This window comes from Streptomyces sp. NPDC041205 (assembly GCF_055591765.1).
In genome coordinates, this window is sequence record NZ_JBVIZH010000005.1 from 343,463 (window position 1) to 367,513 (window position 24,051).

The window sequence follows — 24,051 nt, forward strand, 5'->3', positions numbered from 1 at the left end:
CCCCCCCGGGCGGTGCCTCCGTGTTCCCCCGGGCGGCGCCCTCCGGGTGCCCCGGGGCGGGGCGCGTCGACTCGTTCAGAGCGCGGGCGGGTTGAGCTCCACGCCCCGCAGCGCGGCGGCCCGCGCCAGACGGTCGCCCACGTCCAGGGCGGTGTCCGCGAACTTGATCGTGTGGTCGTCGCCGTGCGCGGCGGCCCGCGCGAAGACCTCGTCGAAGGTGCTGCGGCCCGCTTCCGCGTCGGCTTCCCGGTACGTCTCCGGGGTGGCCGGCGAGTACGCCGCGGTCACCGCCGCGCTCGCCGCCCAGGCCGCGTCCAGGGAGGCGGGCCACAGCTCGCGGGGGAGCGCGGGCAGGGCGCGCAGGACGGCGTTGGGGGCGGTCGCGGCGTGCACCAGCATGATCGGCTCGCCGTGGCCGTGGGAGGCGAAGCGGTGGACGGCGGCGGTGACGAGGTCGGTGAGGCGGGCGCGGGCGGATTCGGGGTCGGGGGTTCTTCCCGAGGCGGGGCCTCCCGAGGCGGGGCTCGCGCCCGCGCCGCCCGTGCTCGCGGGCCACACCGGGACCGTCGTGAGCTGGGCGAAGCGGTCCGGGAGGCTGCCGTCCCGCACGGGGACGGGCTCCACCGCGGCGAGCGCGGCCGCCGCCCCGGCCGACGGCGGCAGGGCGACGGGCGTGCGCGGGGGCAGCGGGGTGTGCCGGGCGGCCCAGTAGCCGAGGCCGTGGGCCAGCTCGGCGACGCGGGGCGCGGTCTCGCCGCCGGGGCCGAGGAGGGTGCGCACGGCGTGGCCGACGCGGATCACCGGGTGCGTGGAGCCGCCCGCGATGCCCGGCAGGAGCACCGGCCACCAGGCGGCGAGCACCTCGCGCCAGGGCCGCTCGGCGAGGGCGCGCTCGAAGTGGCCGATCCAGTCGGCGGCGCGCCGCGGGTCGCCCAGGGCCGCGCGCCAGTTGGCGCCGGTGACCCGGGTGTCGAGCGCGGGCATGTCCTCCAGCTTGGCGCGGTAGTAGTCGAGCCAGCGGTGCACGGAGCGGCCCTGCCCGCCTCGTACCAGGGCCTCGACGGCCATCGGTCCGTGGTTGGTGAGCCGCCCGAGGCGCTCGGGGCCGGAGGCGTGCAGGCGCTGCAGGGCCTCGTCGAGGATGCCGCTGTCGCCGATCGCGCCGGGGCCGTCGATCCTGCCGGTGCGGCTGATTCCGCTGGTGTCGGTCATGGCCGCACGCTAGGGCTCCTCCGTGAGTGGCCGTAACGGTCTGGGGTACTAGTCCCCCTGGTCCGAGCGGCCTCTCGTGCCGGCTCGTGCGTGCCGGAGGTCACGTACCCGGGAATGCCGGATTTGTCCCGCTGGGCAACCATCAGGCGACGCGGGCCGTCTTCTGGGTGGGAGAGCGGTCGAAGGCGGCGCTCTTCCGGCGGGACCCCGGCAAGAAAGAGTCTGTGTCAAATGTGACGGCGGTCTCACGTACAGAGTGGTTGTGGGTGTCGGCGAGAGCTTCGAGATCGGTCTCGAATCCCGGTCTGACCTGCACCTCTGTACGTTCCGACGGCAATGGCCCACCCGCTGTGGCGGCACAGGGTACTGCATGATCACAAAAACGGGTGCGCGGCTTGGGAATTCTGTCCGGATTCCAGTCGTTGTTTCCATCGGATGCAGAGCACCTGGGAAGGTGTGCCGTCCACCACAGGCCCGGCCCCCGGGCCCGGACCATCAGGGCCACCGGTCCATGACGGACCGACCAGTGACAACCACGCAAGGGAGCACGCATGGCAACCCGTGCCGTCGCCCGTCGTAAGTCCGCCGCCACCGGCGGGACCGACGCGGCACGCAGTGTTCGCGCCGTAGGCGGCGAGATCGCCGACCGCGACCTGGTCGGCATGTACCTCGACGAGATCGCACGCACCCCCCTGCTCGACGCCGCCAAGGAGGTCGAGCTGTCCCAGATCATCGAGGCGGGCGTCTATGCCCGGCAGATACTGGACGGTGTGGTGGGCCGCGACGCCGACGGGATCGAGGCGTCCGCCGTGTCCGCCTCGCGCGAGGAGCTCGAAGCCCTCGTCGCCGACGGCGAGCGCGCCAAGGACGTCTTCATCCGGTCGAACCTCCGCCTGGTCGTGGCCGTCGCCCGCCGCTATCCGCGCAGCGGCCTGCCCCTGCTCGACCTGATCCAGGAGGGCAACGCGGGCCTGGTCCGCGCGGTGGAGAAGTTCGACTACGCCAAGGGCTTCAAGTTCTCCACGTACGCGACCTGGTGGATCCGCCAGGCCATCACCCGCTCCATAGCCGACCAGTCGCGCACCATCCGACTGCCCGTGCACCTGGTGGAGGAGCTGGGCCGGATCCGCCGCGTGCAGCGCGAGTTCAACCGCGAGAACGGCCGGGAGCCGGAGCCCGCGGAGATCGCCGCCGAGCTGGCGTCCACGCCCGAGCGCGTGGTCGACGTCCTCGACTGGGCCCGCGACCCCGTCTCGCTGAACATGTCGGTGGACGACGAGGGCGACACCCAGTTCGGCGACCTCCTGGAGGACACCTCCGCCGTCTCCCCCGAGCAGTCCGTCCTCACCCTGCTGCGCAGCGAGGAGCTGGACGACCTCATCGGCCGCCTCGACCAGCGCACGGCCTCCATCATCAAGATGAGGTACGGCATCGTGGACGGCCGGGAGCGCACGCTGACGGAGGTCGGCAAGGAGCACGGGCTCACGCGTGAGCGGATTCGGCAGATCGAGAAGCACGCGCTGCTGGAGCTGAAGAAGCTGGCGCGGGACACGGGCTTCGACGCGGCGGCCTGAGGCCGGCCGGGCTAGCAGGGGGGTTCGTCCCCCCTGGCCCCGGCCTGCGGCGGTGCGTCTTCCGGTGGTTCCGGTCACCCCTTATCGGCGCTCCGCGCCTCGTCCTCAAACGCCGGACGGGCTGGAATGGTCGCCCGCAGCCGCGATGCGTGCTGGGCCCGGGGCGGCGGTTGGCCGCGGCGCTGGGCTTTCGTCCGGCAGTAAACGGGTGGGCGGGTGGGAGAAAACCCCGCGCGGAGCGCGGGGCACCCCCCCCACCGGCGGAGAGCCGAACAACCCCCTACCCCACGCCGGAGGCGGCCCGGACAAGGCGAGTGCCCAACTCCCGCACCCGCACGACCAGTTCCTCCGGCCCGTGCACGGTGAAGTCGCTCTCGACCCAGATGAGCCGCGCCGCCACCCACTCCACGGGCTCGGTCACCGTCGCCCGCAGGCGGCAGCGGTCGGTGCCGACGGCGACCAACTCGCCCAGGGAGGTGGGCAGCCGCCCGCGCACCCGGTCCGGCGGGGCGTGGAACTCCACATCCACCTCGTACGCCGTCCTCTCCTGCGGCCGCGCGAGGACACTGCGCCGCACATAGGCGTCCGCGCTCCCGCCCGGCAGCATCCGCTCGGTGAACCGCACCCCCGTGGCGAACGGCTCCGACACCCGGTCCACCCGGAACGTCCGCCAGTCCTGCCGCTCCAGGTCGTACGCGACCAGGTACCAGCGCCGTCCCGTCGACACGAGTCGATGCGGCTCCGTCAGGCGCCGCGACGGGGTCCCGTCCTTCGCCTCGTAAGCGAACCGCAACTGCTCGTGCGCGGCCGTCGCCGACGCCATCACCGTCAGCGTCTCCGGCGCGATCCGCACACCGTCCCCGGTGGCGAGCGACATCGTCGCGGCGCCGAGCGCGGACACCCGGTGCCGAAGTCGCGACGGCAGCACCTGCTCCAGCTTGGCGAGCGCCCGCACCGACGCCTCCTCGACGCCGTCCACGGCGTGCCCGGCCCCGGCCCGCAGCCCCACCGCGATGGCCACCGCCTCCTCGTCGTCGAGGACGAGCGGCGGCATCGCCTTCCCCGCGACCAGGCGATAGCCCCCGCTCGCGCCGTGCGTGGCCTGCACCGGATACCCCAGCTCCCGCAGCCGGTCGACGTCCCGCCGCACCGTGCGCCGGCTGACGCTGAGGCGGTCGGCCAGCTCACCGCCCGGCCACTCGCGCGGGGTCTGCAACAAGGAGAGGAGCTGGAGCAGCCGTGCCGGTGTGTCCGTACTCATGAGAGGCCTCCCGTACGCCGTGGTCCGAAATCCGTCCCGAACCTGATCCCAGGATCCCGTACATCTAGGACGTGACCTGACCTATATGGCCCCTAGCCTTACGGCATGACTTCTCCCAGCAGCACCTCCACGTCAGCGGGGCGCCAGCCCACGACAGCGGGGTCCCCGACGGACCGGCGCCGCTGGTTCGCCCTCGCGATCGTCATGACGGCCGCCTTCATGGACCTGGTCGACGTGACGATCGTGAACATCGCGATCCCGTCCATCCAGCGGGACGAGGGGGCCTCGTTCAGCCACATCCAGTGGATCACCGCGGGGTACGCGCTCGCGCTCGGCGCGGGCCTGATCACCGGCGGGCGGCTCGGCGACATCTACGGCCGCAAGAAGGTATTCCTCGTCGGCATCACCGGCTTCACCGTCGCCTCCGCGCTCTGCGGCTTCGCGGCCAACCCGGACATGCTGGTGGCGTCCCGGATCCTGCAGGGCGCGATGGCCGCGCTGATGGTGCCGCAGGTCCTCTCGATCGTGCACGCCACCTTCCCGGCGCACGAGCGCGGCAAGGTCTTCGGCCTGTTCGGCATGGTCGTCGGCCTCGGCGCGGTCTCAGGGCCGCTGCTCGGCGCGCTCCTGACGGAGTGGAACCTCTTCGGCCTCGAATGGCGCCCGATCTTCCTCATCAACCTCCCCGTCGGCATCGCGGGCCTGATCCTCGGCCGCAAGTTCATCGAGGAGTCCAAGGCCCCGAAGGCCCTCAAGCTGGACCTGGTCGGCGTCGTCCTGGTCACGGCGGGCGCGCTGATGCTGCTCTACCCGCTGACGCGCGGGCGTGAGCTGGACTGGCCGGTGTGGGGGTACGTGATGATGGCGGGCGCGCTCGTCGTCTTCGGCGCCCTCGTGGCGTACGAGAAGCACAAGGCCAAGAAGGACGGTTCGCCGCTCATCGAGCTGTCGTTGTTCAAGGTGAAGAGCTTCGCCGGTGGCATCGCCGTGCAGACCGTCTTCGGTGTCTCGCTCGGCATCTTCTTCCTGGTCTGGACGATGTACATGCAGGTCGGTCTCGGCTGGAGCGCGCTGCGCGCCGGTGTGACGGGCGTGCCGTTCTCCATCGCGGTGTCCGCCGCGGCCGGGCTCTCCGTGCAGGTGCTCGTGCCCCGCTTCGGCCGCAAGGTCCTGCAGGCCGGTGCGCTGACCATGGCCGCGGGTGTCCTCATCTACATCTGGGAGGCCGACCGGTACGGCGCCGGGATCGCGTCCTGGCAGATGGCGCTCCCACTGGTCGTCATGGGCCTCGGCATGGGCCTGATCGTGGCGCCCCTGACGGACGCGATCCTCTCCGAGGTGCCGCGTGAGCACGCCGGTTCGGCGTCCGGCCTCCTCAACACCGTCCAGCAGATGGGCAACGCGTTCGGCCTCGGTCTGGTGTCCGTCGTCTTCTACGGCGTCATCGACGAGAAGGTCACCCCGGACCGGATCCCGGCCGAGTTCATCAACGGCTTCGAGCACGCGCTGTGGTGGGTCGTGGCGGTCCTCGTCGCCATCTTCTTCCTGATGCTGACCCTCCCGAAGCGGCCCAAGCAGCACATCGAGGGCGCGGAGTCGTCCGACGACCCGACGGACACCCCGGTGTCGAAGACGCAGGAGCCCCGCGAGGCGGCGCTGACGCGCTGAGCCCACAGCTCCACACGGCGCAGGGCCCCGGCCACCGAAAGGTGTGCGGGGCCCTGCGCCGTGTGCGGGGACCTCGGTCCCACCCGCACCAGGACCAAAGCCCGAACATGCCCATTGCATGCCCGTTCATGTTTACTTCTAGAGGTCGGGGTCGTACTCTCCAAAAGAACCCACACAATCGGGCAAAAGCGGGAGGCCCCCAGCCATGTACGGCCCAGAGCGCCAGCAGGAGATCCTGCGCCTCGCCCGCGAGGGAGGCCGCGTCGACGTCCTCTCCCTCGCCGCCGAGTTCCAGGTCACCGCGGAGACCATCCGCCGCGATCTGAAGGCCCTGGACCGCGCGGGCCTGCTGCGCCGAGTGCACGGCGGCGCCATCCCGGCCGGCCGCCTGGACTTCGAACCCGACCTCGCGGAACGCGAGAGCACAGCCGCGGACGAGAAGGACCGCATCGCCCACGCGGCCCTCGCCGAACTCCCCGCCGAAGGCAGCGTCATCCTCGACGCGGGCTCCACGGTGGCCCGCCTGGCCGCCGCCCTCCCGCTGGAGGCGGAGCTGACGGCCGTCACGCACAGCCTCCCCACAGCGGCCCGCCTGGCCGACCACCCTGGCCTCCAGCTCCACCTGGTCGGCGGCCGCGTCAGGCACCGCACGCGGGCGGCCGTGGACGCCTGGTCCCTGCGCGCCTACGGCGAGATCCGCGCCGACGTCCTCTTCCTCGCCGCGAACGGCTTCTCCACCGCCCACGGCCTGACCACCCCCGACCTGGCCGAGGCCGCCGTGAAGCGCGCCGCCGTCGCCGCGGCCCGCCGCGTGGTCCTCCTCGCCGACTCCGGCAAGCACGGCCAGGAGCACTTCGCCCGCTTCGGCGACCTCACCGACGTGGACCTGCTCATCACGGACACGGGCCTGCCCGCGGCCGAGGCCGCCGCGATCGAGAAGGCGGGCACGGAGGTCGTACGCGCATGACGACCCACGAAGCAGCAGCTCACGAGGCCGTGGAACGCGAAGCGGCCGCCGCCGCAGCAGCAGCTCACGAGGCCGTGGAACGCGAAGCAGCCGCCACCGCAGCAGCAGAAGGCGCCGCAGCAGTAGAAAGCACCGCCCACATGATCCTCACCGTCACCCCCAACCCCTCCCTCGACCGCACCTACGAGGTCCCCGCCCTCGACCGCGGCGAGGTCATCCGCGCCACGGGCGAGCGCATGGACCCCGGCGGCAAGGGCGTGAACGTCTCCCGCGCCGTCGCCGCCGCGGGCGTCCGCACCCTCGCCGTCCTCCCGCTCGGCGGCGCCCCCGGCGCCCTCGTCGCCAGGCTCCTCGACGAGCAGGGCATCGAGGTCGCCCCCGTCGACGTAACCGGCCAGACCCGCTCGAACATCTCCGTCGCCGAACCGGACGGCACCCTCACGAAGATCAACGCGCCCGGCCCCGAACTCACCCCCGCCGAGCGCGAGTCGCTGCTCGCCACCATCGGGGAGAACTCGCCGGGCGCCGACTGGATCGCCTGCTGCGGCAGCCTCCCGCGCGGCCTCGCCCCCTCCTGGTACGCCGACCTGGTCGCCCGCTGCCACGCCGCCGGGGCCCGGATCGCCCTCGACACCTCGGGCCCCGCCCTCCTCGCCGCGCTCGCCGAACGCCCCGACGTCGTCAAGCCCAACGCCGAGGAACTCGCCGGAGCCGTCGGCCGCCCCCTCGCCACCGTCGGCGACGCCGTCAAGGCAGCCGAGGAACTGCGCGAACGCGGCGCCCGCGCGGTCCTCGCCAGCCTCGGCGCGGACGGCCAACTCCTCGTCGACGACTCCGGAACGTACTTCGGATCCGCCCACGTCGACGTCGTACGCAGCAACGTCGGCGCGGGCGACAGCACCCTGGCCGGCTTCCTGATCGCCGGCGGCACCGGTCCCCGCGCCCTCGCCTCCGCCGTGGCCCACGGCGCCGCCGCCGTCCAACTCCCCGGCAGCGCCATGCCCACCCCGTCCGACCTGTCCCCGGACACCGTCACGGTCACGTCCGAAGTCCCCCTGGACCGTGCCCTGACGGAGCCCGCCCCATAACCCCACCCCCTCACCCCCGTCCCCCGCCCTCATCCCCGCCCCCGAGGGATACGCGTGCGAAGGAGCCCGCGATGAGCAGCGAAATGATCACCGCGGACCTGGTCGACCTCGAACTCGACCGGTCCGCCGACACCAAGGAGGCGGCGGCGCGTGCCCTCGCCACCCGCATGGTGACCCTCGGCCGCGTGACCGACCTCGACGGCTTCCTCGCCGACGTGGCGGCCCGCGAGGCCCAGATGCCGACGGGCCTCGACGGCGGCATCGGCATCCCGCACTGCCGCAGCGCCCACGTCACGGAACCGACCCTGGCCTTCGGCCGCTCGACCACCGGCATCGACTTCGGCGCCCCCGACGGCCCGGCCGACCTCGTCTTCCTCATCGCGGCCCCCGCGGGCGCGGACGACGCCCACCTGACGATCTTGTCGTCCTTGGCCCGCCAGTTGATGAACGCGGAGTTCACGGACGCGTTGCGCGCGGTGGACGACGCGGAGTCGGCGGCAGCGCTGATCCGCGGTGACGAAGCCACTCCTGTCGGCGACACCGACGACGCCGTGCCCGCTGGGGCCAGCGACGCCGACGGCACCCCCGCGGCTTCCGCTACCGCTGCGGGTACAGCCCCCGGTTCCGCTGAGCTTGAGTCCAACGCAGACAAGACTGCCCCGACGTTCAGAATCGTGGCCGTCACCTCCTGCCCCACGGGCATCGCCCACACGTACATGGCAGCAGAGTCCCTGGAAAACGCGGCCCGCGCCGAGGGCGTAGACCTGACGGTGGAAACCCAGGGCTCCGCAGGCTTCACCCGCCTCACCGCAGAGACCGTCGAAGCCGCCGACGCAGTCGTGTTCGCCCACGACGTCCCCGTAAGGGACAAGGCCCGCTTCGCGGGCAAGCCCACCGTCGACGTAGGAGTGAAGGCGGCCATCAACCGCCCCGCCGAACTCATCGCGGAGGCACGGGAGAAGGCGGCCCGAGGCGAGGTCACGACCCCGGCGAGCCCGACCCCGGTCGACAACGCGGGAGACAGCGGCGACAGCTACGCCACCAAGCTCCGCAAGTGGCTGATGTCGGGCGTCAGCTACATGGTCCCCTTCGTGGCGGCCGGAGGCCTCCTCATAGCCCTGGGCTTCGCCATCGGCGGCTGGAAGATCGACAAGGCCCCGTCCGTGGCGGACCACTTCATCTGGACCGACCACACCAGCTGGGCGGCCCTCCTCTTCCAGATCGGCGGCCTCGCCTTCGCCTTCCTGGTCCCGGTCCTCGCGGGCTACATCGCGTACGGCATGGCCGACCGCCCGGGCCTGGTCCCCGGCTTCGTCGGCGGCTCGGTGGCCGTCACCATCGACGCGGGCTTCCTCGGCGGCCTGGCCGCGGGCCTGCTCGCGGGCGCGGTGGTCCTCGGTATCCAACGGGTCCGCATCCCACCCGTACTGCGCGGCATCATGCCGGTCGTGGTGATCCCACTGATCTCCGCGGCGGTCGTCGGCTTCCTGATGTTCCTCGTCGTCGGCAAGCCCATCGCCTCGCTGCAGAGCGCGTTGACGGACTGGCTGGAGGGCCTGAGCGGTGCCAACGCGATCATTCTCGGCGTCATCCTCGGCCTGATGATGTGCTTCGACCTCGGCGGCCCGCTCAACAAGGTCGCGTACGCCTTCGCGATCGGCGGCCTCACCCACCCGACGGACGGCTCCCTGAAGGTCATGGCCGCGGTGATGGCGGCGGGCATGGTCCCGCCCCTCGCGATGGCCCTCGCGACCACCGTACGGGGGCGGCTCTTCACCAGGACCGAGCGGGAGAACGGCAAGGCGGCCTGGTTCCTCGGCGCCTCCTTCATCACGGAGGGCGCGATTCCGTTCGCCGCCGCCGACCCGCTGCGGGTCATCCCCGCGTCGATGGCGGGCGGCGCGGTCACCGGCGCCCTGTCGATGGCCTTCGGCTGCACCCTGCGCGCTCCGCACGGCGGTGTCTTCGTGGTCCCGCTGATCGGGCAGCCGCTGCTGTACCTGGTCGCCGTCGCGGCGGGCGTCTGCGTGTCGACCCTCGTGGTCGTCCTCCTGAAGGGGGCGCGCGGGACGGCGGACCCGGCCGGTGACGGCGGCGCGGCCGCCGCGGCGGCGGACGAGTCCAGGGTGCCGGTGGCCGCCTGAGGGCGCGGCGTACGAGCGGGGTGTGAAGGGCGCGTCGGCACCGGCGTGCCCTTCACACGTTCCCGGACGCCCCGCGCGTGGGCATACTGCTGGTACTGCGGTTCGAACCCGGGTACGGGCACCTGGCGGGGGCCAACGTGAGCCACCTTCAGCAGAGTCACCTCAAAGGCCTGCTCGACATGGTCGGCCAGCTCACCGAGCAGGCACAGGCCGGCCTCGAGACCGACACCGATGCGGCGCGCGTCTTCCTCGCGGTCTACTCGGGCTTCCTCATCGAGACCGGCACGGGCATCCGCTGGATCCTCGAACCGGATCTGATCGAGCACGCCACCGAGGTCATCGGCCTGCGCGCCCCCGGCGCCGGTCCCGCGAGCGCGGACCTCGCCGCCCGGCTGCTCGCGACCCTGTGGGCCAGTAGCGTGCTCGCGGGCGTCGACACCGAGGACTGGGCCCGTGAGGCACCCGAACTGCCCGCGATCTGCATCCGGATGGCTGGTTTCCTCACCGGCGAGCACGAGGCCGTCCCGGAGAGCGAGGCCGTCCCGGAGCATGAGGCCGTCCCAGAGCACGAGGCCTTCCCGGAGAAGCGGACAAAAGACGTGCGAGGTGACTGACGGTCGGCGTGCGGGGTGACTGACGGTTCGGTACGAGGTGCGACTGACGGTTCGGTACGAGGTGCGTGAGGTGACTGACAAGTGCGAGATGCGTCACTTCAGGACCAAAGGCCCATTAACGCCTCTGTTGTAGATCCGGCCGCTGTTGTCTACTGAGCGGCATGTTCCAGGGTGCATCGATCGTTCAGCAGACAGGCGTGGTCCTGCTCGCCGCGCTGACTGCCATCTGGGCCGTCACGTTCCTGCATGTGCAGCGCCGCCGCGCGGCGGAACCCGCGACCGGCAGCAGCCCCTCGCTGGGTTCGCTCCCGGTCCAGTCGGGGCCACCGCGCGCGGAGTCCGTCGAGCTGACCCCGGACGAGCGCGCCGCGTTCGCCGGTCTGATACGTCAGTTCGGCCGGGGCCGGTCCTGACGGCCAGGGGCCGTCAGCGGGTCCGCGGGTCGGGCCCGCGGTCCCAGCGGTCCTGGCCGGACTAGCGGGACCTGGTCGCCGGATACGCCCGCGCCCGGCGCGCCATCGCCGACCGTGCCGCGCGCTCGCTGGTGTACACCTCGCACATGTGCCGGCCGTCGGTCGTCGCCGTGTGCTCGACCTCCCAGAGGCTGATCTCGGAGCCGTCGAACAGCAGGAACGCGTGCTCGTACAGCGAGAAGCCGAGCCGGGGCTCGCCGGTGCGGCCGAAGGCCTGGGTGATCTGGTGGGCGAACGCCGAGCGCAGCAGGCGGGCCATGTCGTCGCCGGGGCGGTCCGCGCCCGCCGGGTTCTCCGCGCGGCGCAGTAACCTGCGGGCGTGGTCGGCGGAGTCGTCCGGGACGTACGTGTGCCGGGGCTCGGGCGGTGCGGCCTGGAGCAGGACGGGCAGGTCGCCGACGGGGGTGTCCGGCGGGAGCGGAAGGCGGGCGGTCGCGACCCCCGCCTCCTCCTCGTCCAGATACAGCTCGTACTGCGCGTGGCTGCCGGGGCCCGTGTTGTGCGCCAACTCCCAGAGGGTGAGCGCCTGGCCGTCGGCGAGCAGCCAGGTGTGGCGGAAGGTCTCGCGGTGCAGGCCCGCGCTGTGGTGCGCGGAGTGCAGTGAACTGTCGTACGCCAACGCCCGCTCGAGGCGCCGCACGACCTCGTCCGGCAGGTCGAAGGAGTTCAGGGCGCGGCTGAGCAGTCGCTCGAGGTGCTCCTCGGGGGAGGCTGGCTCGGGCGACTCGGGTGGTTCGTACGCTGTCTCGTACGGAACGCTCACGGATACTCCCGGATGCTTCCGGCGTTGCTGCATGTCACCTTGTGCGTGCATACCGTAGCCCCTGGGTCCGACATCATGTCCGGGAACGGGAAAACGATCGAGCCGCACGGCAAGTTCCCGTGCGGCTCGTTCCGTTGGCGCTCAAAGGGCACCGTGTGCGCTCTTGCGGGGCACTGAACGCGCCCCGCGCTGTGGGCCTTTCAGCCCCTTCGGTGCCTTCAGGCACCTCCCGATCAGGCGGCGCTGCCCGCCGTCCACTGGCTCCAGGACATGTTCCAGCCGTTCAGGCCGTTGTCCGGGGCGATGGTCTTGTCCGGCGAGCCCTTGACCGTCACGACGTCACCGACGAGGGAGTTGTCGTAGAACCACTTGGCGACGGTGTCGCCCTGCGCGCCCTGGACGTCCCGGAGGCCGACGCAGCCATGGCTGGTGTTGGCGCTGCCGAAGATGGAGGGGGAGCTCCAGTAGTTGCCGTGGATGAAGGTGCCGGACGTCGAAAGACGCATGGCGTGCGGTACGTCCTTGATGTCGTACTCACCACCGAAGCCGACCGTCGAACCGTTCATCCGCGTCTGCGTGAACTTCTCCGAGATCACCATCTGCCCGTTGTACGTCGGGTTCTGGGGGCTGCCCGCGGAGATCGGGATGGTCTTGATGACCTTGCCGTCGCGCTCGACCGTCATGGTCCGCGCCTTCACGTCGACGGTGGAGACCTGGGCGCGGCCGACGGTGAAGGTGACCGTCTTGTCCTGCACGCCGGTCGCGTTCGCCGCGCCCTTCACGCCGTCCAGCTCGATCTTCATCGTGACCTTGGAGCCGGCCTTCCAGTACTCCTGCGGGCGGAAGTCCAGGCGCTGGTTGCCGAACCAGTGGCCGACGACCTTCTGGCCGCTGCTGGAGCTGACCGTGATGTGCGACTGCACGGCCTTCTTGTCGGTGATCGCCTTGTCGAACGTGAAGGAGACCGGCATGCCCGCGCCGACCGTGGTGCCGCCGTCGGGCGTGTACGTGCCGATGAAGCTGTTGGCGTTCGACACCGTCGTGAACGTGGCGTTCTCCGTGGCCGGGCGCCCGTCGGAGTCCTTGGCGTTCGCGGTGACCTTGTACTTGGTGCCGCGCTCCAGCTGCTCCTTCGGCTTCCAGGTGCCGCCGTCGGCGGATATGGAGCCCTCGACGGCCGCGCCGGAGGCCACGTCCGTCATCTTGACGTTCGTGAGCTTGCCGTCCTTGACCTTCACGCCCGTGGCGTTGATCGAGGCGTCGGTCGCGCCGTCCTTGGACGAGATGGCTATGCGCGCGCCGGACGCGTCCTTGGACGTGTCGGACTTCTCGTCGCCCTTGGCGTCGCCGTCGCCGCCGCAGGCCGAGAGGGTCAGCGCGCCGACGGCCGCGAGCGCGGCTGTCGCCAGCAGCACCCGCCGACGGCGACGGGGCTGAGGCTGCTGCGCTGCTATGTCCGGCGTTGTCACGAGCTGCTCCAAGTACGTCGTCTGGTCCAGTACGAGTAAAGAGCGCCCTGGCGGCGGAACGGTTCCGACGTGGGGGTGTGAGTGCAGGCACACCGGAGCGCCCTCGTCCGACGCTAACAGCACTCGATTAAAAGGGACTTAATGTCCTTTGTTGGCGAGAGGACTATTGATGGTAAAGGTCCCTGTATGCCGGGAATGTTCCTCCTGGTGTCTCCACCGACTCCGCCGCGAGCAGCGCCCCGACGATCGCCTCCGTGACCATGTCCGCGCCCGCCGCCAGGACCTCGTTCAGCGCCAGTGGATCGGCCTCGTCCAGCGACCGGGCGCCGGTCGACAGGGCGAACACCGTGTCGCCGTCGTGCAGCAGGTGCACCGGCCGCACGGCCCGGGCCATGCCGTCGTGCGACGTGCCCGCGAGCTTCTGCGCCTGCGCCTTGGTGAGCGTCGCGTCGGTGGCGACGACGGCCAGCGTCGTGTTCAGCGGCGGCGCCACGTTCCGCGCCGCGGCCTCGGCGAGCCGCCGCCGCGCGGCCGCGTGCACCTCGGGCGGGGGCGGTGTCACGGGGGCGGCGGTCCGAGCGGTTCCGGCGGGGCCGTCAGCGGTGCCGGAGTCGGCGTCCGTGCCGGTGCCGGTGCCGGTGCCGAAGAGCTGCCCGTACAGCACCCCCGTCCGCGGCTCGATCCCCGACCCCGCCGCGTTCGCCACCACGAGCGCGGCCACCGTGATCCCCGAGCCGAGCACCGTGCTCGCCGTGCCGACCCCGCCCTTGACCTGCCCGACCACCGCCCCGATCCCGGCACCCACCGCGCCCACGGCCACCGCGTGCCCGCTCTCCCTGGCCGCCGCGTCCGCCACCGCCGCCCGCCCCGTCGCCGCGTCGGGCCGCGCCCCGAAGTCACCGCCGCGCCCCAGGTCGAACACGCACGCCGCGGGCACCACCGGCACCACGTGCGCCGGGTCAGGGCCGACCCGCACCCCGCGGCCCCGCTCCTCCAGCCACGCCATCACCCCGCCCGCCGCGTCGAGCCCGTACGCGCTGCCGCCCGTCAGGACCACCGCCTCCACCCGCTGCACCAGGTTCCGCGGGTCCAGCGCGTCGGTCTCCCGGGTGCCCGGGCCGCCGCCGCGCACATCCACGGCCGCGACCGCCCCGCCCTCGGGAGCCAGCACGACCGTCGTGCCGGAGAGCCAGCCGTCACCGGCGCGCCCCGCGTGCCCCACCCGCAGCCCCGCCACATCGGTCAGCCCGCCGACCCGCCCGGATTCCCTCGGTACGTCACCTGTCGTCATACGCCATGCGTATCACGCGTGTTGACGGCGATCGGGCGAGGTCGCGCGGCATCCGGTCGACGTCACACGGCACCCGGGCGATGTCACACCGACTCCGCCCGCACCATCCGCGACGTCAGCGTCACCCCGGTCACCACCGCGAGCGCCGCCACGACCCCCGCCGCGAACACCGCCCAGCGGCCCGCGAACGTGCATGCGAGCACCGCCAACGCCGTCACCGGAAGCACCAGTTGCTGCGCGAGGCCGACCTTGAAGTAGCGCGAGTGCAGCAGCCACACCGTGAACATGTACACCGCCGCCGGGATCGTCACCGCCGCCGAGGCCGCCGTCTCCGAGATGTGCGCCTTGCCGACGGCCTGCTCCACCGCCACCTCGATGCCCGCCCCGATCGCCGCCGCCGCCGCGAAGATCACGAAGTGGCCGTAACCCCACAGGAAGGCCTGGCTGTTGGAGCGCAGATGGCCGTGGATCGGCACCACGAAGTAGATCCACCAGGCGGCGAAGACGAGGAGGAGCCCGCCCGCGGCGATCGGCAGGACCTCGCCGAGCGCGTCGTTCTCGTCGATGCCCGACTTCACCGCGACCGTCGCCGCGGCGATCGTCTCGCCGAGCACGATGATCGTGAAGAGGCCGTACCGCTCGGAGATGTGATGCGGGTGCCAGGGCGTCGTCCGGGTCCGCTCCGCCCACGTCGGCACCGCCATCTCGGCGATCGCCAGCACCAGGAACGTCCACCCCCGCGCCCCCTCCGGCAGGAGTAGCAGCCCCAGCCAGCCGACCTGGCACAGCGCGACCCCGCCCGCGTACCGCAGCGCCGTGCGCCGCTCGTCCCCCGTCGTCGAGGCCGCCGCCCGCAGCCACTGGGTGATCAGGGCGAGCCGCATGATCAGGTAGCCGAGCCAGACGACCAGGAACTCGTGGTCCTGGAAGGCCTTCGAGACCCCGGCCGCGAGGACCAGGACACCGGCGATCTGGACGAGCGTCACGACCCGGTACAGCGTGTCGTCGTTGTCGTACGCCGACGCGAACCAGGTGAAGTTCATCCAGGCCCACCACATCGCGAAGAACACCATCGCGTAGTTGAGGACCCCCTCGCCGGGATGCCCCTCGGCGACCGCGTGCACCAGCTGCACACCGGCCTGGGCGACCGCCACCACGAAGCACAGGTCGAAGAAGAGCTCCAGCGGTGTCGCGGCACGGTGCTCCTCCTCGCGGCCGCGGGCGACCATCGGACGCAGTGGGGGAGGCGGTGCGGGTGGGGTGGTCGCGGCACCCGGCGGGGGAGTGGTCGACGTCATGGGCCAACAACAGCAGAGCCCGGCGGCCCCACGTCCCGGCGCGAGCCGTGTCGGGGCCGGAGCACCCGAGTGGGCGGTGCGGGCACCCCCTCGGCAAAATATTGTGAACGCTTTCACAAGCGAACACGGGACCAAAGTCCCCCAAGAAGTCCCAGCTCACCTCGGGCCACCCCGCGAACCCCGGGCCACCGACGGGACTTGTGGCCCTCAAGCCGGGACCAACGCGGCGCCCCGGACCGCCCGCGCGGGAGTGCAATGGAGCCGTAGCGACACGGCGACTCGGAAGGTGCGGGCGATGACTGCGACTCCTGCGGATGCGACTCCTGAGGAAACGACGGTGCACGGCGAGGCCTGGGAGGGTTTCAAGGGCGGCCTGTGGCGCGACTCCATCGACGTCCGCGACTTCGTGCAGCACAACTACGCCCCGTACGAAGGCGACGCGGCCTTCCTCACCGGCCCCACACCGCGCACCACCGCCGTCTGGCAGCGGCTCCTCTCGATGTTCCCGGAGGAGAACGAGCGCGGCGTGCACGACGTCGACATCGCGACGCCCTCCCGCATCGACGCCTTCAAGCCCGGCTACGTCGACGGCACCGCCGCCGACCACAAGGACCTGATCGTCGGCCTCCAGACCGACGCCCCGCTCAAGCGCGCCATCATGCCCAACGGCGGCTGGCGCATGGTCGAGAGCGCGCTCAACTCCTACGGCTACCCGGCCGACCCCGCCGTCAAGGACATCTACACCCACCTCCGCAAGACCCACAACGAAGGCGTCTTCGACGCCTACACCCCCGAGATCCGCGCCTGCCGCTCCGCCGGCATCATCACCGGCCTGCCCGACGCCTACGGCCGCGGCCGCATCATCGGCGACTACCGCCGCGTCGCCCTCTACGGCGTCGACCGCCTCATCGCCGCCAAGGAGGCCGACAAGGCCCGGCGCTGCCTCGACTGGCCGACCGAGCACGTCATCCGCGACCGTGAGGAGATCTCGGAGCAGATCAAGGCCCTCGGCGAACTGAAGGCGATGGCCCTGTCGTACGGCTACGACATCTCCGGCCCCGCCCGCACCGGCCGCGAGGCCGTGCAGTGGCTGTACTTCGGCTACCTCGCCGCCGTGAAGGAGCAGAACGGCGCGGCCATGTCGATCGGCCGCATCGACAACTTCCTGGACATCTACCTCCAGCGCGACCTCGACCGCGGCCTCATCACCGAGTCCGACGCCCAGGAGTTCATCGACGACTTCGTCATCAAGCTCCGCATCGTCCGCTTCCTGCGCACCCCCGAGTACAACGAGGGCTTCTCCGGCGACCCCACCTGGGTCACCTGGTCCATGGCGGGCATCGGCGAGGACGGCCGCCCGCTCGTCTCCCGCACCACTTTCCGCGCCCTGCAGACCCTCTACAACCTCGGCCCGGCCCCCGAACCGAACCTGACCGTCTTCTGGTCCGGCCGACTGCCCCGCGCCTTCAAGGACTTCGCCGCCCGCGTCGCCATCGACACCTCGGCCATCCAGTTCGAGTCCGACGAGCTGATGCGCCCCAAGTACGGCGACGACACCGCGATCGCCTGCTGCGTCTCCGCGATGGCCGTCGGCAAGCAGATGCAGTTCTTCGGCGCCCGCGTCAACGTTGCCAAGGCCCTGCTCTACGCCATCAACGGCGGCCGGGACGAGCTCACCGGCAAGCTCGTCGTCGAGGGCTTCGAGCCGATCGAGGGCGACTACCTCGACTACGACACCGTCGCCGAACGCTACGACGCGATGCTCGGCTGGCTCGGCAAGACCTACGTCCACGCGCTCAACGTCATCCACTACATGCACGACAAGTACGCCTACGAGCGCCTGGAGATGGCCCTGCACGACCAGGACATCCTGCGCACCATGGCCTGCGGCATCGCCGGTCTGTCGGTCGCGGCCGACTCGCTCTCGGCGATCAAGCACGCCCGGGTCAAGGTCGTCCGCGACGAGACGGGCCTCGCCGTCGACTACGAGATCGAGGGCGACTACCCGGCCTACGGCAACAACGACGAGCGGGCCGACGCCCTCGCCCAGCGGATCGTCTCCGACTTCATGGGCAAGATCCGCCGGCACCCGACCTACCGCGACGCCGTGCACACCCAGTCCGTCCTGACGATCACCTCGAACGTCGTCTACGGCAAGAAGACCGGCAACACCCCCGACGGCCGCCGCGCGGGCCTGCCCTTCGCCCCCGGCGCCAACCCCATGAACGGCCGCGACGCACACGGCTACATCGCCTCGGCCCTGTCCGTCGCCAAGCTCGACTACGACGACGCCGAGGACGGCATCTCGCTGACCAACACCATCACCCCGGACGCCCTCGGCCGCACCCCCGACGAGCGGGTCGCCAACCTCGCCGGAGTCCTCGACGGCTACATGGCGAGCGGCGGCTTCCACATGAACGTCAACGTGCTCGACAAGGCCACCCTCCAGGACGCCATGGAGCACCCCGAGAACCACCCGCAGCTGACCATCCGCGTCTCCGGCTACGCGGTCAACTTCGTCCGCCTCACCCGCGAACAGCAGCTCGACGTCATCAACCGCACCTTCCACGGCTCCTTGTGAGCCCTGGGCGCGCCCCGGGTCACACCCCCGCCGCGCCCCACCGACTCGCGGCCCCGGGGCCCGGCCCTCACCCCGGCCCCGGGCGCCGCGACCACCACGTCCCGTCCACGGAAGTCCGGGAGCCCCGCCATGACCGTCCTGCTCGGACCCGCCACGACCGCCAAGACGACCGCCGCCACGGGGGCCGTGAACAAGCCCCCGGCCGACACCGCCCCCGCCGCGACCCCCGCGGCCGCCGCCACCCGCCGCCCCGTGACCGGCTCCGTCCACTCCTGGGACCTGTCCACCGGCGTCGACGGCCCCGGCACCCGCTTCGTCACCTTCCTCGCGGGCTGCCCGCTCACCTGCCTGTACTGCCACAACCCCGACACCTGGCGGATGCGCTCGGGGCGCCGGAGCACCGCCGACGACGTGCTCGCGGAGGCCGCCAAGTACACCGCGTTCATCGCGGCCGCGGGCGGCGGCGCCACCGTCAGCGGCGGCGAACCCCTCCTCCAGCCCGTCTTCACCGGCGAACTCCTGCACCGGCTCAAGCACGAGCTCGGCCTGCACACCGCCCTCGACACCTCCGGCTTCCTCGGCGTCCGGGCCACCGACGCCCTGCTCCGTGACGTCGACCTCGTCCTGCTCGACATCAAGTCCTGGGACCGCGAGACGTACCGCGAGGTCACGGGGCGCCCGCTGCGGCCGACCCTCGACTTCGCCGACCGCCTCGCCGCCCTCGGCAAGGACGTCTGGGTGCGCTTCGTCCTCGTGCCGGGACTGACCGACGACCCGGCCAACGTCGACGGTGTCGCCCGCTTCGCCGCCGGACTCGGGAACGTCTCCCGCGTGGACGTGCTGCCCTTCCACAAGCTCGGCACGGCGAAGTGGGACGCCCTCGGCAAGGACTTCACCCTCCGGGACACCCCCGCGCCGACCCGGAGGCAGCTGGCGGCGGCCAGGGAGATCTTCGCCGCACGGGGCCTGCGGGCCGTCTGACGGCTCCCGCGGCCCCGGCGGCCCCGGTCCCACCGGCCACCCCGGCCGCTCCTGCCGGCACTCCCGCCGCCTCCGGCGGACGTACGCTGGAGGCATGAGCACCGCCCCCGCCCCCGAACCGCGCGATCCGAAGGACGCGAAGCCCCGGCAGGACGCCAAGAAGCCGGCGAACGCGCTGGTCTTCGACGACCCGCTGGCCCAGCAGTCCGCGGACGACACGGACCGAGGATGGGGTGAGCGGCCGACGTCCTCCGGCGACAGCGCCGCCGACCTCGCCCGTTTCCTGGACGAGAAGCCGCCCCACCACATCTGAGCCCGCCGGAGCCCCCGGGCCCACCAGGGCCCCCGGGCCACGGCCCCGGGCAGGGCTACGGCCCTGAGCCGGGCTACAGCCCTGAGCCGCCCGACCTGCCCTCGCCGCCGGGCGTCTGGTCGCCGCCCTGCCGGTCCTCCCCGCCGTTCCGCTGGGCGACCAGCACGTCGCGGATCTCCTTGAGCACCTCCAGCTCCGAGATCTCGATGACCTCCTGCGTGCCCTCCTTCGCCGCCTGCCGCGCGGCCTGCTTGGCCAGGTACTTCGCCATCGGCATGACCATCAGGAAGTAGACGACCGCGGCGGTGATCACAAAGCTGAGGGTGGCGCTGAGCACCGAGCCCCACAGGATCGGGATGCCGTTGACCGCCTCGCCGTTCTTCACCTCGCACGGCGCTTTCAGGCACGAGCTGTAGTGGTCGAGATCCTTGGTGCCCAGGGCGCCGACCAGCGGGTTGATGACGCCCTTCACCACCGAGTTCACGATGTTCGTGAACGCGGCGCCGATGACGACCGCGACGGCCAGGTCGACGACATTGCCGCGCATCAGGAAGGCCTTGAAGCCCTGCCAGATGCCCGGATCCTTCTTCTCGCTCACCACTGAGCCTTTCGTTGCATGTGCGGATTGTGCGGCAAACCGCCTCGCAACCTACGGCAGGGCGTGGCAGCCCTGTCCAATTCCATAACGCGAATGAGCGACTTGACAGGTGGTCAGCCGTGTCGTACTCACGTGGACCCGTCGGACGGGTATGTACCCGGCTCATCGCAGGGTCACCGCGAGCCGGGCGGTCGCGCTCGCCCCGGCGAGGCGGGCCGCCGTCGCGCGCGGCACCGCGAGGACGACCAGGGCCCCGCCCTCGGCCACCGCGTCGGAGGAGTCCGGCACCTCGGACACCCGCGCCCCGGCCGCGACCACCCGCGCCGCCCCGCCCGGCCGCGCACCCGCCGACCCCGTCGACCCGGCCCCCGTGCCGTCCACCCCCGCGCCGTCCGCGGCCACGACATCCACCCGGTCGCCCGGCCGCAGCAGTCGCACCGTCGCCGCGTCCGCGATCCGCACCGGCGCCGTCACCAACCGGGCCGCCCGCCGCGCCCGTTGCGGCGCCGGGTGCTCGCCGTGCTCCCCGGCGCTCGCGGGCACCGGGGACCCCTGTGGCTGCGGTCGCCCCGGCTCGCGCGGCCCCGCGGTCACCAGTGCGGCCGCCGTCATCGCGAGACCCACGGCCAGCGCCCGCCGCCGGTGCCGCAGCAGGCGCCGCAGCCGCTGTCGTCCACCGCGCACATGCAGCGGGGAGAAGTGCGGCACCTGACAGGGCGGCGGCGCACCGCTGCCCCGGCCGGGCGGAGAGGTATGTGTACGTGAAGGGACCTGCGCCATGACGACCACCACCCACCGTGAGAAGTTCGGACCCTGATCCCGGTCCCGATCCCGGTACCGATTCCGTTCTCACGATGCAGGCCCACGCCAGATCCCGCTGAGCCCCGTGCACTACTCGCCGGTTGTGGACAACTCCCTCACCCGAAGGGGAGGTTCCCCCGCGCCCCGCGCCGCCCGACCCGCGCCACCCGCGCCGCCCGACCCGAGCAGGCCGCGCCCAGCAGGCCCCCGCCCGGCCCTCCAGCCCCTACGGCAGTCGAATCCCCGTCTCCAGCCCGCCCAGCGCCCCCACGCACAGACAGTCCCGCTCCGCGTTCACCGGCAGCCCCGCCACCGCGTCGAACAGCACGGTCCGCAGCCGGCCCACATTGGCGGCGAAGACCTGGAGCACCTCGTCGTGCGAGACGCCCTCGCCGGATTCGGCGCCCGCGTCGAGGTCGGTGACGAGGGTCAGCGACGCGTAGCAGAGCTCCAGTTCACGGGCGAGGATCGCCTCGGGGTGGCCCGTCATGCCGACCACGGACCAGCCCTGCGCCGCGTACCAGCGCGATTCGGCGCGGGTCGAGAACCGGGGCCCCTCGATCACCACGAGCGTGCCGCCGTCCACCGGCTCCCAGTCGTGGCCGCGCGCGGCCTTGAGGGCGGCGGCGCGGCCCGTCGGGCAGTAGGGGTCGGCCAGCGACACGTGCACGACCTTCGGCGTGCTGCCGTCGGCCAGTGGAAGGCCGTCGAAGTACGTCTGCGGGCGGGACTGCGTACGGTCCACGATCTGGTCGGGCACCAGGAGCGTGCCGGGTCCGTACTCGGGCCGCAGCCCGCCGACGGCGCACGGGGCGAGCACCTGGCGCACGCCGACGGAGCGCAACGCCCACAGGTTGGCGCGGTAGTTGATGCGGTGCGGAGGCAGGTGGTGGTCGCGGCCGTGGCGTGGCAGGAAGGCGACCCGCCGCCCGGCGATCTCGCCGAGGAACAGGGAGTCGCTGGGGGAGCCGTAGGGGGTGTCGACGTGCACTTCGGTGACGTCGTCGAGGAAGGAGTAGAAGCCGGAGCCGCCGATGACGCCGATCTCGGCCTGAGTCGCGTTCGCCGTATTCACCATGGCCAGCACAGTAGCCGCGCCCGGATACGCCGAGGACCCCGCCGTCGTACGACGGCGGGGTCCTGGGAAGTGCGGGGGTCCCGGAGGTAAGCCGGAGTCCCTGTGGGGCCCGGTCAGGCCGCCGAGGAACTCGTCGACGACGAGGAAGAACCCGACGAGGACGACGAGGAGGACGAAGACGTGGCGGACGACGTCGACGCAGAAGACGACGAGCTGTCCGACGACTTCGACGAGGAGGACGACGTCGACGCGGGCGAGCTGCTGGACGACGAGCCGCGGCTGTCGTTGCGGTAGAAGCCGGAGCCCTTGAAGACGATGCCGACCGCCGAGAACACCTTCTTGAGGCGTCCGTCGCAGTTCGGGCACACGGTCAGGGCGTCATCGGTGAACTTCTGCACCGCCTCGAGGCCCTCGCCGCACTCGGTGCACTGGTACTGGTACGTCGGCACTTGCTTCCTCCTGGCACTCTCACTCGATGAGTGCTAACGACGGTCCATAGTGACGTATTCCGTGGGATCAGTCCACCGTCACCGGTACGCGGTGACCGACGCCACGTGCCACGGTGCGGCCCGGGCCCTTCGGAGTGAGGCGGGAGCGCAGCGACAGGAGCACGGTGAGCGCGAGCGCCGTGCCGCCGAGGGGCACCAGGAATCCGGCGCCGTCCCAGAAGCGGTCCTCCAACTGTCCCGCGACCGTGACCGCGGCCGCCTGCCCGAGCGCGACCGCGCCGGTGAGCAGGGTGAAGGCCTCCGTGCGGGCGGTCGGCGCGACCAGGCTGTCGACCAGCGTGTAGCCGGTGATCAGGGCGGGCGCGATGCAGACGCCGACGAGCAGGCCGAGCCCGGCGAGCAGCGGCACGGAGTGCGCGGCCCACAGGCCGGACGCCATCAGCGTCAGTCCGGCGTATCCGAGGACGAGCCGCCGCTGTGGGGCGATCTTCCAGGCGATGGCGCCGCAGGCGATCCCGGAGAGCATGTTGCCCGCCGCGAACGTGCCGTACAGGACGCCGTTCAGACCGGGCTGCCCGATGGACTCGGTGAAGGCGGCCAGGGAGACCTGCATGCCGCCGAAGACGGTGCCGATGCCGAGGAACGCGACGATCAGGACGCGTACGCCGGGCACCCGCAGCGCCGAATCGTGCTCCACGCGCGCGTGGCCGGCGGCAGCGGGCTTCGGCTGGGTGGACTTCTGCGCGGCGAACAGCAGACCGCCGACGAGGGTGAGGCCCGCCTCGGTGAGCAGTCCGGCCGCCGGGTCGACGCCGGTGCACAGCGCGGTGGCGACCAGCGGGCCGAGGACGAAGGTCAGCTCGTCGGTGACGGACTCGAAGGCTGCCGCGGTCTGCGCGAGCGGGGTGCCCTGGAGCTTGACGCCCCAGCGTGCCCGCACCATCGGCCCGATCTGCGGCGTCGACGCACCGGTCGGCACTGCGGCCACGAAGAGCGCCCACAGAGGGGCGTCGGTGAGCGCGAGCACGGTCAGCGTGACGCCGGACGCGGCGTGCACGAGGACGCCGGGCAGCAGCACGGCGCGCTGCCCGAAGCGGTCGGCGAGCTTGCCGGTGAAGGGCGCGAACAGGGCCATGGAGACGCCGGTGACGGCCGACACCGCACCGGCGGCCCCGTACGAGCCGGTGGTGTGCTGCACGAGCAGCACGATGGAGATGGTGAGCATCGCGAACGGCTGCCGCGCGGCGAATCCCGGGAGCAGGAAGGTCCAGGCGCGAGGGGTGCGCAGAAGTTGTCCGTAGCCCGGGCGGGGTTCGGTGACCGTGGACGCCACGGCCCTTGCCTTTCTGCTGCCTGGTAGCGCGGCCGCTTTTCCAGGGCGACGGCGCCGAGAGCTGTCCTCTTGCGCAGAACTGCGGTAGATACCGG

Annotated in this window: 21 protein-coding genes and 1 pseudogene; 10 read left to right on the forward strand and 12 right to left on the reverse strand. The window is 72.0% G+C overall.

All coding sequences use genetic code 11. The features are described from left to right. Positions 1 to 75: 75 nt before the first annotated feature. Both ACZ6BG_RS24025 and ACZ6BG_RS24030 read right to left on the reverse strand, forming a co-directional pair. The gene (locus ACZ6BG_RS24025) at positions 76 to 1,212 is read right to left on the reverse strand and encodes a questin oxidase family protein (protein WP_469004753.1); all 1,137 of its coding nucleotides are present in this window, start codon (positions 1,210 to 1,212) and stop codon (positions 76 to 78) included. Positions 1,213 to 1,292: 80 nt separating this feature from the next. Continuing rightward, positions 1,293 to 1,549 (reverse strand): annotated as a pseudogene (locus ACZ6BG_RS24030) (GNAT family N-acetyltransferase); the annotation flags it as partial. Between the two features lie 214 nt (positions 1,550 to 1,763). On the opposite strand from ACZ6BG_RS24030, the gene ACZ6BG_RS24035 reads away from it, so the two are divergent. Next, positions 1,764 to 2,786: a sigma-70 family RNA polymerase sigma factor gene (locus ACZ6BG_RS24035; RefSeq protein WP_468457011.1), complete on the forward strand. Its 1,023-nt coding sequence runs from the start codon at positions 1,764 to 1,766 to the stop codon at positions 2,784 to 2,786. 280 nt (positions 2,787 to 3,066) lie between these two features. Here the strand turns inward: ACZ6BG_RS24035 and ACZ6BG_RS24040 are convergent, their stop codons facing one another. After that, positions 3,067 to 4,047 (reverse strand): helix-turn-helix transcriptional regulator, encoded by a 981-nt coding sequence (locus ACZ6BG_RS24040; protein ID WP_469004756.1) that lies wholly within the window; start codon positions 4,045 to 4,047, stop codon positions 3,067 to 3,069. Between the two features lie 204 nt (positions 4,048 to 4,251). Between ACZ6BG_RS24040 and ACZ6BG_RS24045 the strand changes: the two genes are divergently transcribed. The 6 genes from ACZ6BG_RS24045 (at position 4,252) to ACZ6BG_RS24070 (ending at position 10,941) form a co-directional block, all read left to right on the forward strand. Continuing rightward, complete coding sequence (locus ACZ6BG_RS24045) at positions 4,252 to 5,715, forward strand: MFS transporter (protein WP_469005256.1); 1,464 nt, start codon at positions 4,252 to 4,254, stop codon at positions 5,713 to 5,715. Positions 5,716 to 5,920: 205 nt separating this feature from the next. Beyond that, entirely contained in the window at positions 5,921 to 6,682 is a 762-nt protein-coding gene (locus ACZ6BG_RS24050) for a DeoR/GlpR family DNA-binding transcription regulator (protein WP_469004758.1), read from the forward strand. A gap of 140 nt (positions 6,683 to 6,822) precedes the next feature. Continuing rightward, a complete protein-coding gene (gene pfkB / locus ACZ6BG_RS24055; RefSeq protein ID WP_469005258.1) occupies positions 6,823 to 7,770 on the forward strand; it encodes a 1-phosphofructokinase in 948 nt (315 codons plus the stop codon). Positions 7,771 to 7,841: 71 nt separating this feature from the next. After that, positions 7,842 to 9,914 (forward strand): PTS fructose transporter subunit IIABC, encoded by a 2,073-nt coding sequence (locus ACZ6BG_RS24060; RefSeq protein WP_469004761.1) that lies wholly within the window; start codon positions 7,842 to 7,844, stop codon positions 9,912 to 9,914. A 77-nt stretch (positions 9,915 to 9,991) separates the two neighbouring features. Further along, positions 9,992 to 10,528, forward strand: a complete 537-nt coding sequence (locus ACZ6BG_RS24065; protein WP_469004763.1) for a hypothetical protein — start codon at positions 9,992 to 9,994, stop codon at positions 10,526 to 10,528. Positions 10,529 to 10,689: 161 nt separating this feature from the next. Then, entirely contained in the window at positions 10,690 to 10,941 is a 252-nt protein-coding gene (locus ACZ6BG_RS24070) for a hypothetical protein (protein WP_469004765.1), read from the forward strand. Positions 10,942 to 11,002: 61 nt separating this feature from the next. On the opposite strand, the gene ACZ6BG_RS24075 is transcribed toward ACZ6BG_RS24070, so the two are convergent. The 4 genes from ACZ6BG_RS24075 to ACZ6BG_RS24090 all read right to left on the reverse strand — a co-directional run bounded on the left by ACZ6BG_RS24075 (position 11,003) and on the right by ACZ6BG_RS24090 (position 15,822). Next, positions 11,003 to 11,764 carry a DUF6227 family protein gene (locus ACZ6BG_RS24075; protein WP_469004767.1) on the reverse strand — a complete coding sequence of 254 codons (762 nt, stop codon included), beginning with the start codon at positions 11,762 to 11,764 and terminating at the stop codon, positions 11,003 to 11,005. Positions 11,765 to 11,997: 233 nt separating this feature from the next. Further along, the gene (locus ACZ6BG_RS24080; RefSeq protein WP_469004769.1) at positions 11,998 to 13,233 is read right to left on the reverse strand and encodes a L,D-transpeptidase; all 1,236 of its coding nucleotides are present in this window, start codon (positions 13,231 to 13,233) and stop codon (positions 11,998 to 12,000) included. Positions 13,234 to 13,396: 163 nt separating this feature from the next. After that, positions 13,397 to 14,524, reverse strand: a complete 1,128-nt coding sequence (locus ACZ6BG_RS24085; protein WP_469004771.1) for a P1 family peptidase — start codon at positions 14,522 to 14,524, stop codon at positions 13,397 to 13,399. Positions 14,525 to 14,607: 83 nt separating this feature from the next. Next, a complete protein-coding gene (locus tag ACZ6BG_RS24090) occupies positions 14,608 to 15,822 on the reverse strand; it encodes a low temperature requirement protein A (protein ID WP_469004773.1) in 1,215 nt (404 codons plus the stop codon). A gap of 295 nt (positions 15,823 to 16,117) precedes the next feature. On the opposite strand from ACZ6BG_RS24090, the gene pflB reads away from it, so the two are divergent. From pflB to ACZ6BG_RS24105, 3 genes are all read left to right on the forward strand, one after another. Beyond that, complete coding sequence (gene pflB / locus ACZ6BG_RS24095) at positions 16,118 to 18,403, forward strand: formate C-acetyltransferase (protein ID WP_469004776.1); 2,286 nt, start codon at positions 16,118 to 16,120, stop codon at positions 18,401 to 18,403. Between the two features lie 129 nt (positions 18,404 to 18,532). Continuing rightward, on the forward strand, positions 18,533 to 19,384 hold the full coding sequence (gene pflA, locus ACZ6BG_RS24100; RefSeq protein WP_469004778.1) for a pyruvate formate-lyase-activating protein: 852 nt from the start codon (positions 18,533 to 18,535) through the stop codon (positions 19,382 to 19,384). A gap of 94 nt (positions 19,385 to 19,478) precedes the next feature. Continuing rightward, positions 19,479 to 19,697 (forward strand): hypothetical protein, encoded by a 219-nt coding sequence (locus ACZ6BG_RS24105; protein WP_469004780.1) that lies wholly within the window; start codon positions 19,479 to 19,481, stop codon positions 19,695 to 19,697. Between the two features lie 73 nt (positions 19,698 to 19,770). Here the strand turns inward: ACZ6BG_RS24105 and mscL are convergent, their stop codons facing one another. The 5 genes from mscL to ACZ6BG_RS24130 all read right to left on the reverse strand — a co-directional run bounded on the left by mscL (position 19,771) and on the right by ACZ6BG_RS24130 (position 23,956). Then, a complete protein-coding gene (mscL, locus tag ACZ6BG_RS24110) occupies positions 19,771 to 20,295 on the reverse strand; it encodes a large conductance mechanosensitive channel protein MscL (protein WP_469004782.1) in 525 nt (174 codons plus the stop codon). A 162-nt stretch (positions 20,296 to 20,457) separates the two neighbouring features. Beyond that, a complete protein-coding gene (locus tag ACZ6BG_RS24115) occupies positions 20,458 to 21,075 on the reverse strand; it encodes an RcpC/CpaB family pilus assembly protein (protein WP_469004785.1) in 618 nt (205 codons plus the stop codon). Positions 21,076 to 21,322: 247 nt separating this feature from the next. Further along, positions 21,323 to 22,174, reverse strand: coding sequence for an S-methyl-5'-thioadenosine phosphorylase (locus tag ACZ6BG_RS24120; RefSeq protein ID WP_469004787.1), 852 nt, complete (start codon positions 22,172 to 22,174; stop codon positions 21,323 to 21,325). Between the two features lie 113 nt (positions 22,175 to 22,287). Then, the gene (locus ACZ6BG_RS24125) at positions 22,288 to 22,623 is read right to left on the reverse strand and encodes an FmdB family zinc ribbon protein (RefSeq protein ID WP_469004790.1); all 336 of its coding nucleotides are present in this window, start codon (positions 22,621 to 22,623) and stop codon (positions 22,288 to 22,290) included. A 67-nt stretch (positions 22,624 to 22,690) separates the two neighbouring features. Next, a complete protein-coding gene (locus ACZ6BG_RS24130; protein ID WP_469004792.1) occupies positions 22,691 to 23,956 on the reverse strand; it encodes an MFS transporter in 1,266 nt (421 codons plus the stop codon). Positions 23,957 to 24,051: the final 95 nt, after the last annotated feature.

Coding starts and splice junctions, on each gene's coding strand:
- ACZ6BG_RS24025 (WP_469004753.1), bottom strand. CDS start 1,212: ATGACCGACACCAGCGGAATCAGCCGCACCGGCAGGATCGACGGCCCC.
- ACZ6BG_RS24035 (WP_468457011.1), top strand. CDS start 1,764: ATGGCAACCCGTGCCGTCGCCCGTCGTAAGTCCGCCGCCACCGGCGGG.
- ACZ6BG_RS24040 (WP_469004756.1), bottom strand. CDS start 4,047: ATGAGTACGGACACACCGGCACGGCTGCTCCAGCTCCTCTCCTTGTTG.
- ACZ6BG_RS24045 (WP_469005256.1), top strand. CDS start 4,252: ATGACGGCCGCCTTCATGGACCTGGTCGACGTGACGATCGTGAACATC.
- ACZ6BG_RS24050 (WP_469004758.1), top strand. CDS start 5,921: ATGTACGGCCCAGAGCGCCAGCAGGAGATCCTGCGCCTCGCCCGCGAG.
- pfkB (WP_469005258.1), top strand. CDS start 6,823: ATGATCCTCACCGTCACCCCCAACCCCTCCCTCGACCGCACCTACGAG.
- ACZ6BG_RS24060 (WP_469004761.1), top strand. CDS start 7,842: ATGAGCAGCGAAATGATCACCGCGGACCTGGTCGACCTCGAACTCGAC.
- ACZ6BG_RS24070 (WP_469004765.1), top strand. CDS start 10,690: ATGTTCCAGGGTGCATCGATCGTTCAGCAGACAGGCGTGGTCCTGCTC.
- ACZ6BG_RS24085 (WP_469004771.1), bottom strand. CDS start 14,524: ATGACGACAGGTGACGTACCGAGGGAATCCGGGCGGGTCGGCGGGCTG.
- ACZ6BG_RS24090 (WP_469004773.1), bottom strand. CDS start 15,822: ATGACGTCGACCACTCCCCCGCCGGGTGCCGCGACCACCCCACCCGCA.
- pflB (WP_469004776.1), top strand. CDS start 16,118: ATGACTGCGACTCCTGCGGATGCGACTCCTGAGGAAACGACGGTGCAC.
- pflA (WP_469004778.1), top strand. CDS start 18,533: ATGACCGTCCTGCTCGGACCCGCCACGACCGCCAAGACGACCGCCGCC.
- ACZ6BG_RS24105 (WP_469004780.1), top strand. CDS start 19,479: ATGAGCACCGCCCCCGCCCCCGAACCGCGCGATCCGAAGGACGCGAAG.
- ACZ6BG_RS24115 (WP_469004785.1), bottom strand. CDS start 21,075: ATGGCGCAGGTCCCTTCACGTACACATACCTCTCCGCCCGGCCGGGGC.
- ACZ6BG_RS24120 (WP_469004787.1), bottom strand. CDS start 22,174: ATGGTGAATACGGCGAACGCGACTCAGGCCGAGATCGGCGTCATCGGC.